Annotated in this window: 10 protein-coding genes and 1 pseudogene; 9 read left to right on the top strand and 2 right to left on the bottom strand. The window is 55.4% G+C overall.

Annotation, left to right across the window (positions count from 1 at the left end):
• Positions 1-54: 54 nt before the first annotated feature.
• The 6 genes from ACOYIE_RS05975 (at position 55) to spoIVB (ending at position 5,112) form a co-directional block, all read left to right on the top strand.
• Complete coding sequence (locus ACOYIE_RS05975; protein WP_433411370.1) at positions 55-1,386, top strand: glucose-6-phosphate isomerase; 1,332 nt, start codon at positions 55-57, stop codon at positions 1,384-1,386.
• A gap of 138 nt (positions 1,387-1,524) precedes the next feature.
• Positions 1,525-1,977 carry a nucleoside 2-deoxyribosyltransferase gene (locus ACOYIE_RS05970; RefSeq protein ID WP_433411368.1) on the top strand — a complete coding sequence of 151 codons (453 nt, stop codon included), beginning with the start codon at positions 1,525-1,527 and terminating at the stop codon, positions 1,975-1,977.
• A gap of 39 nt (positions 1,978-2,016) precedes the next feature.
• A complete protein-coding gene (locus ACOYIE_RS05965; protein ID WP_433411366.1) occupies positions 2,017-2,370 on the top strand; it encodes a putative ABC transporter permease in 354 nt (117 codons plus the stop codon).
• 67 nt (positions 2,371-2,437) lie between these two features.
• Positions 2,438-3,208: a type III pantothenate kinase gene (locus ACOYIE_RS05960; RefSeq protein WP_433411364.1), complete on the top strand. Its 771-nt coding sequence runs from the start codon at positions 2,438-2,440 to the stop codon at positions 3,206-3,208.
• A gap of 69 nt (positions 3,209-3,277) precedes the next feature.
• Positions 3,278-3,925, top strand: coding sequence for an ECF transporter S component (locus tag ACOYIE_RS05955; RefSeq protein ID WP_433411362.1), 648 nt, complete (start codon positions 3,278-3,280; stop codon positions 3,923-3,925).
• Positions 3,926-4,101: 176 nt separating this feature from the next.
• Positions 4,102-5,112 (top strand): SpoIVB peptidase, encoded by a 1,011-nt coding sequence (spoIVB, locus tag ACOYIE_RS05950; protein ID WP_433411361.1) that lies wholly within the window; start codon positions 4,102-4,104, stop codon positions 5,110-5,112.
• A 95-nt stretch (positions 5,113-5,207) separates the two neighbouring features.
• Here the strand turns inward: spoIVB and ACOYIE_RS05945 are convergent, their stop codons facing one another.
• The gene (locus ACOYIE_RS05945) at positions 5,208-6,482 is read right to left on the bottom strand and encodes a Na+/H+ antiporter NhaC family protein (protein WP_433411359.1); all 1,275 of its coding nucleotides are present in this window, start codon (positions 6,480-6,482) and stop codon (positions 5,208-5,210) included.
• A 79-nt stretch (positions 6,483-6,561) separates the two neighbouring features.
• Positions 6,562-6,912: a hypothetical protein gene (locus tag ACOYIE_RS05940; protein WP_433411357.1), complete on the bottom strand. Its 351-nt coding sequence runs from the start codon at positions 6,910-6,912 to the stop codon at positions 6,562-6,564.
• Between the two features lie 57 nt (positions 6,913-6,969).
• Here ACOYIE_RS05940 and spo0A point away from each other — a divergent pair, with 57 nt between their 5' ends.
• From spo0A to ACOYIE_RS05925, 3 genes and pseudogenes are all read left to right on the top strand, one after another.
• Complete coding sequence (gene spo0A / locus ACOYIE_RS05935; RefSeq protein ID WP_433411355.1) at positions 6,970-7,731, top strand: sporulation transcription factor Spo0A; 762 nt, start codon at positions 6,970-6,972, stop codon at positions 7,729-7,731.
• A 115-nt stretch (positions 7,732-7,846) separates the two neighbouring features.
• A complete protein-coding gene (gene polA, locus ACOYIE_RS05930) occupies positions 7,847-10,480 on the top strand; it encodes a DNA polymerase I (protein WP_433411353.1) in 2,634 nt (877 codons plus the stop codon).
• A 62-nt stretch (positions 10,481-10,542) separates the two neighbouring features.
• Positions 10,543-10,622 (top strand): annotated as a pseudogene (locus ACOYIE_RS05925) (hypothetical protein); the annotation flags it as partial.

Below are 10,622 nucleotides of genomic sequence, written 5' to 3'. Positions count from 1 at the left end.
GAATATATGGTATAATATGAGCAGAACTTTTGAAGGGAAGGGCGGAAAAGAAAAATGGCAATGGAACTGAAACTGACTGGCCTGCGGGGGTTTGTGGGCGAGGAAGAACTGGCCAATATGGCTGCGCAGGTGAAAACGGCGCAGGACACGCTGCACGCAGGCACGGGGGCGGGCAACGACTTTCTTGGCTGGGTGGATTTGCCGGAAAATTACGATAAGGCTGAATTTGCGCGTATCAAGGCAGCGGCGAAGAAAATTCAGAATACCTGCGATGTGCTGGTAGTGATTGGAATTGGCGGCTCTTATCTTGGCGCGCGGGCGGCGGTTGAGTTTATCGGCGGCCAGATGTATAACGGCGTGCGTCCGGAGGGGATTCCGGAAGTTTACTTTGTCGGCAGCAATATCTCGTCTTCCTATCTGAATGACGTCATCAAAATTATCGGAAATCGTGATTTCTGCGTCAACGTTATCTCCAAATCGGGCACCACGACCGAGCCGGCGATTGCGTTCCGTATTTTCAAAAAGCTGTGTGAAGAAAAATATGGCAGGGAAGGCGCGAAAGAGCGTATTTTCGCCACGACGGACAAGGCGCGCGGCGCGCTTAAAAAACTGGCGGATGACGAAGGGTATGAAACCTTTGTTGTGCCGGATGATGTCGGCGGCCGTTTTTCCGTGCTGACAGCGGTTGGCCTGCTGCCGATGGCGGCGGCCGGCGTGGATATTGACGCGGCGATGGCCGGCGCGGCTGCGGCGCGCAAGGCGTTTGCTGAAGGAGTGGACCACGACTGCGCCAAGTATGCTGCGCTGCGCAACATCCTGTACCGCAAGGGCAAGAGCATGGAGATTCTGGTTAACTATGAGCCGGCGCTGGTTATGCTGGGCGAGTGGTTCAAGCAGCTCTTTGACGAATCGGAGGGCAAGGACCACAAGGGGATTTTTGCCACTTCCGCAAATTTCTCGACCGATTTGCATTCTATCGGCCAGTTTATCCAGGACGGCACCCGCTCGATGTTTGAGACAGTTATCTGGGTAAAGGAGCCGCGCTCGGAGAGCGTTATTGAAGAAACGGCCGAAGATATCGACGGCCTGAATTATCTGGCAGGCCGGAGCGTACAGTTTGTAAACTCCAAGGCGTACCAGGGTACATTGATGGCGCATATGGACGGCGGTACGCCGAATATCATCATTGAAATTGACAGGGCAGATGCCTGGCACTTTGGCTACCTGGTTTATTTCTTTGAGAAAGCCTGCGGTATTTCGGGCTATCTGCTGGGCGTGAACCCGTTCAACCAGCCGGGCGTGGAGGCATATAAGAAAAATATGTTTGCGCTGCTCGGAAAGCCGGGCTATGAGGAGCGCCGTAAGGAGCTGGAGGCACGGCTATAAGCCAAGCATGCAAGACGCGCAGAAAGGGGCGGATGAGACCGCCCCTTTTGCGTTTTTCGGCCGAAAATATGGCAGTATACCGCGGGAAGAGAAAAACAGCGGCTGCTTTGTCGCTGCGGTTTTGGAAAGGATGATAATATGAAAAAGATTTATCTGGCAGGTTTTGATGTGTTTGCGCCGGATGCGGTGCAGCGCGGCGCAAAAATGAAGCTGATGTGCGCGGAAAAAGGTTTTGTGGGTCTGTACCCTCTGGATAATGAAGCGGATAACGCGGCCGATATTTTCACAGGCAACTGTGCGCTGATTGATGAGGCGGATCTTGTGCTGGCCAATCTGAATGTGTTCCGCGGAGCGGAGCCGGACAGCGGAACCTGCTTTGAGGTGGGCTATGCGTTTGCGAAGGGAAAAACCGTGTATGGATATGTTTCCGACGCGCGCACCTTGAGGGAAAAATTGGGAGAAAAGGATGAAAACGGGTTTGCTGTAGAGAATTTTGGATTGCCGCTCAATTTGATGCTGTGCGGCGCAGCGCGGATTGTTGCGGGTGATTTTGCAGCGGCGCTGTCGGCATGTGCGCAGGATGGTGTATAACGGCAGATAAACCAGACAAGCTAAGTTCTGGTGATGATCATGAAAAAACAAACAGCGGGACTTTTTTTGCTGGGTGCGGCGGGATATTCGGCGCTGGAAATTCTCTGGCGGGGATATACGCACTGGACGATGTCGCTGACAGGCGGCGCAGTTATGGTTGGCTTGTGCAAACTGCGCGGCAGGGTATGCGGGGAAGGCGCTGCGGCGCGCTGCCTGTACGGGGCGGCCTGCATTACGGCGGCGGAATATGTTGTGGGCTGCACGGTGAACCGGATTTATCATATGAATGTCTGGGACTATTCGGGCGAAAAGGGCAACCTGCACGGACAGATCTGTCCAAAATACACGGCGCTGTGGGCGCTGTTGTCCGCGCCGATCATGCTGCCGAAATAATGCTTGCAAATGGGGGCGTATCGGCGTATAATGGCGTTGGCATAATGCCGGAAAAGGAGATACGATAATGCTGATTGCAGTGAATGCAGGAAACAGCCGGATCTTATTGGGCGGTTATGAGGAGGACGCGCAGGTTTTTGCCGCCTCCATCGCAACAGAACCCAGAAAGATACAGGATGATTATGCCTGCAAGCTGCAGCAGGTGTTCGGTTTGTATGGTGTGGATGCGGCGCGTATCCGCGGCGCGGTGATCGGCTCGGTTGTGCCGGGGTTGGCCGCTGAGCTGGAAGGTGCGCTGCGGCTGCTCGGTGTGACCGATGTGATCGAAGTGTCCAGCGGCATCCGCACAGGGCTGAATATCCGCTCGGAACAGCCGCGGCAGATCGGCTCGGACCGTGTGGCGGCGGCGGTGGCGGCCCGTGCAAAGGGCAGGCTGCCGTGCGTAGCAGTCAGCTTGGGAACAGCAACCACGTTTACCGTGCTGGATGCATCCGGCGCGTTGGTCGGCTCGGCGATTACAGCCGGGGTACAGCTTGGTGTGGACGCACTGCGTGAGCAGGCGGCACAATTGCCGGCGGTGGCGATCGATGCGGCGGACGAGGGCGTCCTGGCGCGCAACACGGCGGATGCGATGCGCGTGGGCGCTGTGTACGGCGCTGCCGCGCAGGTGGACGGTATGATTGAACGTTATGCCGGGGCGCTGGGACAGCATCCGTATACGGTGATAACAGGCGCGCTGGCGCCGCTTGTGATGCCGTATCTGCGCGTACCGTATGAATACGATTCACGGCTGGTGCTGGATGGACTGCACCTGATCTGGAAGCGGAATCGTTCCTGAATCCGTCATTGGCGCAAAAATGCCCTGTACCCGACGAAGAGGGCGGGACGGGAGCGGGAGGAAAACAAAATGAAGAAAAAAGCAAATAACATCCGGTTTATGACGCAGCTTGCGCTGCTCACGGCAATCACCCTTGTGCTGGCGTATACACCGCTGGGATACCTGCGGATTGGGCCGTTCAACGCATCCTTTTTGTCCGTGCCGGTATGTATCGGCGCGATTGTGATGGGGCCGGGCGCGGGCGCGTTTCTCGGCATGGTATTTGGCCTGACAAGCTTTGGCAACGCGCTGACCGGCGGCTCTTCGATGGGCATTGCGCTGCTCAGCGTCAGTCCGGTGGGCTATTTTGTGCAGGCGGTTGTCGGCCGTGTGCTGATGGGTTTGTGCGTAGGTTTGATCTTCCGCGCGCTGCGGCGTGTGGATAAGCGCGGCTGGTTCAGTTATGCGGTGGGCGCGGTCAGCGCGCCGCTGCTCAATACCGTGTTTTACATGGGGCTGATGGTGCTGCTGTTCTACAACTGCGAGTATGTGCAGACCAAGGTTGTCGAACTGGGCGTGGTCAACCCGATCATGTTCGTGCTGGCGATCGTCGGCGTGCAGGGCCTGGTTGAGGTATTGGTTTGCGGCACCGTGGGCTGCGTGGTCAGCAAGGCAATCGATACGGCGTTCGGCAAGCGGAAGGCTCCTTTGGCGGCAGAGCAGCCGGCGGCAAAATAAAAATATGAAAAAGAGGCGGTTTTCTCCAGTTTTGTGGGAAAACCGCTGTTTTTTTGCCGGAGAAGAACTTTCCATGGCCAAAGTTTTTTCGCTTAGCCAAAAATCATAAGCGAATAGCAAAGGTTCACAGGCTTTTTTCACCTGATTGGAGGAACAGTAACCAAGGAGGTGAAAAAATGCAGCAAAGTAAAGCAAAAAGACTTTTGTTATCCCTGATGCTGGCGTTTAGCATGCTGGTATCTGCACAGGCTGCGAATAGCACGTCGCTGATTCCGATTGGCCACACTGTCGGCATTAAAATGAATGCCGAAGGCGTGCTGGTTGTGCGGCTGAATGATGTGCAGACGCCGGACGGACCGGTCTGTCCGGCGAGGGAAGCCGGTTTGGCGGAAGGAGACGTGATTGTCAGCATAAACGGAACGGAGGTAGACTCCAATGACAGTCTGCAAAAGCAGATTGCGCTGTCGGCCGGCCAGCCTGTGACGCTTGCCATTCTCCGGAACGGCAGCAGCCAGTCGCTGACCGCTGTGCCGCGCGTGGATGAAAAGGGCGTCTACCGCATTGGCGTGCTGGCGCGGGACAGTATGGCCGGTATCGGCACCCTGACTTATGTTGACCCGGAAACCGGCGCTTACGGTTCGCTGGGGCATGGCATCTGCGACAGTGAGACCGGCGTACTGCTGCCGCTGCGGGAAGGCAGCCTGCTGTACTCTGTGGTCGGCTCGGTTCAGCGCGGTAAGGTGGGTGAACCGGGCGCCTTGCAGGGAGAATTTACCGCGGACACCAGTTTGGGTACGGTGAAAGAAAATACGGAAAGCGGTATTTTCGGCACACTGACCGACACCGCGCTTTATGAGTCTCTCGAGGCGGTTCCGGTCGCCTCGGCGGACGAAATTGAACTTGGCGATGCGGAAATTATTTCCAATGTTGAGGGAGATACCGTACAGAGGTATTCTGTGCAAATTGTCAAGATTTATCCGGAAGATGATGAGTACGGGCGGGGCATGATGCTGCGCGTGACCGACCGCGCGCTTCTGGAAAAGACCGGCGGCATTGTGCAGGGCATGAGCGGCAGCCCTGTGCTGCAAAACGGGAAACTGATTGGCGCGGTGACCCATGTGCTGGTCAATGACCCGACCTGCGGTTATGCAATCTGCATTGAAAAAATGCTGAACGCGGCAGGATAAAACAAAACAGGCGATGCAGTGAGAATCTCGCTGCATCGCCTGCTTTTTCCATACTGATAAATTTTGCGTACGCCTGTCAGGGACGGCGGTTTGGGTTATTCTTTCGTTTTCTGCGGTAAAACGAAAATAAAAATCAGGGAGCTGACCAAGAGGAGCGCCGGATAGAACAAGTTTGGCATGATATCGAAAGCGGAAATCTCATGCCCCAGTTCAGTGGCTGCGGAAATGGCAACGAGCATCTGCGCGCCGTATGGAATCACCCCTTGTGAAATACAGGAAAATGTATCCAGAAGAGACGCGGCTTTACGGGGGCTGATGTCATATTCCTTGGACATTTCTCTGGCGATCGGGTTTGCCATTACAATGGCAACCGTGTTGTTTGCGGTTGCAATATCCATGGCACCAACTAAGAGGCCCATACCGAGCTGTCCGCTGCGCTTGCCCTTGAAAATGCGGCGAATGGCCGATAACAGCGCTTCAAAGCCGCCGTATTCACGAATGAGCGAACACATTGCGGCCACCAGAATGGCCACCATGGATGTTTCAAACATTCCGGCCGCACCGGAGCCCATGTTCGCCAGAAGCTCGGTTGCCGCTGTTTGACCTGTTCCAAGCATGATGAAAGAGCCGGAAGCAATACCAATCAAAAGGACAACGAAAACATTGATGCCGCAAATGCCGCCGATCAGCACGAGCACATAGGGGATGATTTGAATTAAATTATAGGGTTTCACCAGAGAGCCATTTAATTCGGTGCGGAAAGACAACACAAGAATGAGCACTAAAGTAGCCAGCGCAGCGGGCAGAGCAATGGCAAAGTTTTCGCGGAACTTGTCCTTCATGGCGCAGCCCTGTCCGTTGCAGGCGGCAATGGTTGTATCGGAGATGAAAGAAAGGTTGTCTCCGAACATGGCGCCGCCCATGACGGCGCCGATGCATAATGGCACATCAAAGCCGGATGCGGAAGAAACGGCAAGGGCGATTGGCGTAAGTAAAGTGATGGTGCCTACAGAAGTACCCATCGCTGTGGATACAAAGCAAGCCACAATAAAGAGTACAGCGACGGCGAAGCGCGCCGGAATTAAGCCGAGCATGAAAAATGCAACGCTTTCCGCGCTGCTTCTGCCCACAACGCCGACAAAGGCGCCGGCGGTCAAAAAGATCAGCAGCATGGTAATAATATTCTTGTCTGCAAGCCCTTTTGCCATTAACTCTAATTTTTCTTCAAATTTCACACTTCGATTTTGCAGGCAGGCCACTAAAATTGCTGCAAGAAATGCGATAACGATGGGGATGTTGTAAAATCCCATCGGGATTTTCATTACATACTCAAACACGATTCCCAGGCCAAGATACAGCACCAGGAACACACCGATTGGCAGTAATGCAATGGGGTTGCTTTTTTTCATTTCTACTTCCTCGTTTTTCCTTTATTTCGCGTGAACCACGTTACTTACTACTATACAGCACTTTTTCCAAATAAACAACTTGAATGAGCAGAGAAGCGGGAAAACGCATGAAAAATTTTTTGCTGGCTGCTGCATCGTTCTGATATTTGTCTGTGCAGACGGCTTTCTTCACGCGCCGGAATGCCTGCGCCGCAAAACAGGAAGCGGGGAGCCCTGCATCTTGGCGAATGATGCGGTTTGCGGCTGTGCAGCCATATGGAAAAATGCGTGATGAAATGACAAAATGACCGGTGCTGTGTCGGTTAATGACGTTTTTTGAGGAAAAATATGAAAAACAGACGAGGGAAAAAAGGTTTTTCTCTGGTAAAAGACTTGAAAAAATTGGAAGCATATGGTAAATTAATGTCAGTTGAACAAGACAAAACTGGTGAAAGCGGGTATAGACAACATGGAACAGAAAATTCGAGTATTGCTTGCGGACAGTGACGGTGAATTTTGTGCACGCATGGCCGAAGCAGTGGAAAATGCGGCGGATATGGAACTTGTCGGCATCGCGGAGGACGGTGCGAAAGCGCTTGCGGCGGTGGGAGAACTGAACCCTGACTTGCTTATCGTAGACCTGGTGCTGCCGGTGATGGACGGTGTGATGGTGCTCAGCCGGCTGCGCGCGCAGGAAAAGATGCCTGCGGCTACTGTGGTGCTTTCGGCCTTTGCCAGTCCGCAGGTTGGCATGGAATGCACTGCGCTTGGAGTGGATATGTTTTTGCGCAAGCCAATGGATGCCGAAATGGTGTGCGAACGGATTGAGATGTGGCGCAGCGGCCGGAAGCAGGCGGAAAAGCAGGAGGAAGATATGGCGCTTGAGGTGCGCGTGACCGAAGTGATTCATCAGGTGGGCGTACCGGCGCATATCAAGGGCTATCAGTACCTGCGCGAAGCGATTATGATGACGGTGGAGGATATGGACGCCGTCAGCGCCATCACCAAGGTGCTGTATCCGTCGATTGCGAAAAAGTTCAAGACAACCTCGTCGCGCGTGGAACGCGCGATTCGCCATGCGATCGAGGTCGCATGGGACCGCGGCGATATCGAGACGCTGCAAAGCTATTTCGGTTACACGGTGTCGGGCGTCAAGGGAAAGCCGACCAATTCCGAGTTTATTTCAATGATTGCTGACCGTCTGCGCCTGCAGATGCGGTTTGGGACCTGAAAACAGGGACAGAGGGACAGGGCAAATGCCCTGTCCCTTATTTTGTCTGGAAATCCGGCGGGCAATAGGCTATAATATACTCAAAGAAATTTTCGGAATAATGAGGTCTGTATTCATGAAGATCATGGTGATAGACGGCAACAGCATCCTGAACCGCGCATTTTATGGTGTGCGCCAGCTTTCCAACCACGAAGGTATGCCGACCAACGCGGTATATGGTTTTTTGGCAACGCTGTTCAAGTTGCAGGATGAGGAGCAGCCGGACCGCACGGTTGTTTGCTTTGACGTGCGTGAAAAAACCTTCCGTCATTTGAAATTTGATACCTATAAGGCAACGCGCAAGGGCATGCCGGAGGAACTGGCCGTTCAGCTTCCGCTCGTCAAGGAAGTGCTGGACGCAATGGGGCTGGTGCGCTGCGAACTGGCAGGCTATGAGGCAGACGACCTGATCGGTACGATCAGCCGTCGGGCGAATGAGCAGGGGGATGCGTGCGTGGTGGTCACCGGTGACCGGGACAGCTTGCAGCTGATCGGCGGCGGCACGGTCGTACGGCTGGTCACCACACGGATGGGGCAGACGCTGTATGAGACTTATGATGAGGCGGCGTTCCGTGAAAAATACGGTTTTGACCCGATTCGGCTGATCGATTTGAAAGCGCTGATGGGGGATTCCTCGGATAATATCCCGGGCGTGCCCGGCGTGGGGGAAAAAACCGCGATGCAGCTGCTGCATGATTTCGGCTCGCTGGACGGCGTATATGCCAATCTGGAGGACGCGCGCATTAAAAAGGGCGCACGCACCAAGCTGGAAGCCGGTGAGCAGTCCGCGCGGGACAGCTACTGGCTGGCGACCATCGACCGCGATGCACCGCTGCCGCTCGATATCGCGTCGCTTCCTGCGGCGCAGCCGGATGAGGCGGCGCTGTATGAGCTGCTGACGCGGCTGGAGTTCAAAAATTTCATCAAGCGTCTGGGACTGAGCGGAGCGCTGGCAGCGCCCAAGCTGCCCGCTGTCGGCGCGCAGCGGATCGGTACGGCGGCGGAAGCGTTCGCCCTGCTCGATGCCCTGACCGAAGCCGGCCGCGTATATGCGCTGGCACCGGAAACGCTGGGCGCACTGTGCCTGCTGGAGGGCGATACGGCGCAGGTGCTGTTTGCGGATGATTTCGCGCAGGAGGATTGGGACGCAATTTTGCGCCGTCTGTTCGGCGGTGAGCTGGAGCTTGTGCTGCACGATGCCAAGCCGGTTGTTGCAGCGCTGCTGGCGCGCGGAATTGAGGCGAAGGGGATACGGTTTGACACCTGTCTGGCGGCGTACCTGATCGACCCGACCCAGTCCGGCTATGACCTGCCGCGCGTGGCGCTGGCATACTGCAATACCGAGCTGCCGGCGCTGGATCTGGATGACCCCGCAGCGGTTTCCCCGCTGGGCGGACAGGAGCAGACCATGCAGGCCTGTGCGCAGCATGTAAGCGCGGTGCGCGCGGTCTGTCAGGAGACGGCCGAAACGCTCGAAGAGCTGGGGATGCGCAAGCTGTATTATGAGATCGAGCTGCCGCTGATGCATATTCTGGCGGAGATGGAAACGCTGGGCTGCGCGGTCGCACCGGAGGAACTGCGCGCATTTGGGGATAAGCTGGATGTGCGCATTCATGATCTGACCGGACAGATCTATCAGGATGCAGGAGAGGAATTCAATATCAACAGCCCCAGGCAGCTTGGGGAAGTGCTGTTTGAAAAGCTGGGACTGCCCGCCCCCAAAAAGACAAAGACCGGTTACTCCACCAATGTGGATGTGCTGGAGCGCATTGCGGAGGATCATCCGATCGTGCCGCGGATTTTGGAATACCGCAAGCTGACCAAGCTGAAAAGCACCTATGTGGAGGGGCTTTTGAAGGTTATCAGTCCGAAGGACGGGCGGATTCACACGCATTTTCAGCAGACCGTTACCGCGACCGGACGGCTGTCCTCGACCGATCCCAACCTGCAGAACATTCCGGTGCGGACCGAGCTGGGGCGTGAGCTGCGCCGCATGTTTGTGGCGCCGGATGCGGATCATGTGCTGATTGATGCGGATTATTCGCAGATCGAGCTGCGCGTACTGGCGCATATTTCGCAGGATGCGCATATGATCGAGGCGTTCCGCACCGGACAGGATATCCATGCGGCAACTGCGGCTAAAGTGTATCATGTGCCTCTCGAAGAGGTCACGCCGCAGATGCGCTCCTCGTGCAAGGCGGTCAATTTCGGCATTGTATACGGCATTTCGGATTTTTCGCTCGCGCAGGATATCGGTGTGACGCGCAAGGAGGCCGCCGAGTTTATCCGCACCTATCTGGCGACTTATCCGGGTGTGGCGAAGTATATGGAGGATATCAAGCAGAACGCGAAGGAAAACGGCTATGTGACTACTCTGTTCGGCCGGCGCCGTGCGCTGCCCGAGCTGCAGAGCAGGAATTTCAATATCCGTTCGTTTGGCGAGCGGGTGGCGATGAATACGCCGATTCAGGGAACCGCGGCGGATATCATTAAGATCGCCATGGTGCGTGTGCGTGACCGGCTCATACGGGAAGGGATGCAAAGCCGACTGATTTTGCAGGTACACGATGAGCTGATTCTGGAAGCACCGCGCGAGGAGCAGCAGACGGCGATGCAGCTGCTCAAAGAAGAAATGGAGGCGGCGTTCCCCATGGACGCACCGCTGATGGCGGAGGCTAAGGCCGGACACAGCTGGTATGATGCAAAGTAACCGTTTATGGACTGCGCCAAATCGTGCCACAAGGAAACTATCGCAAGGAGCGTTATCATAGTATGATGGACAAGATCGTTTTTATCTGCACAGGAAACACCTGCCGCTCGCCTATGGCCGAGGGGCTATTCCGTGCGCGGGG

The organism is Agathobaculum sp., from assembly GCF_050946325.1.
In the GTDB taxonomy this organism is placed as follows: Bacteria; Bacillota; Clostridia; order Oscillospirales; family Butyricicoccaceae; genus Agathobaculum.
This window is presented reverse-complemented; position numbering and strand designations above follow the sequence as displayed.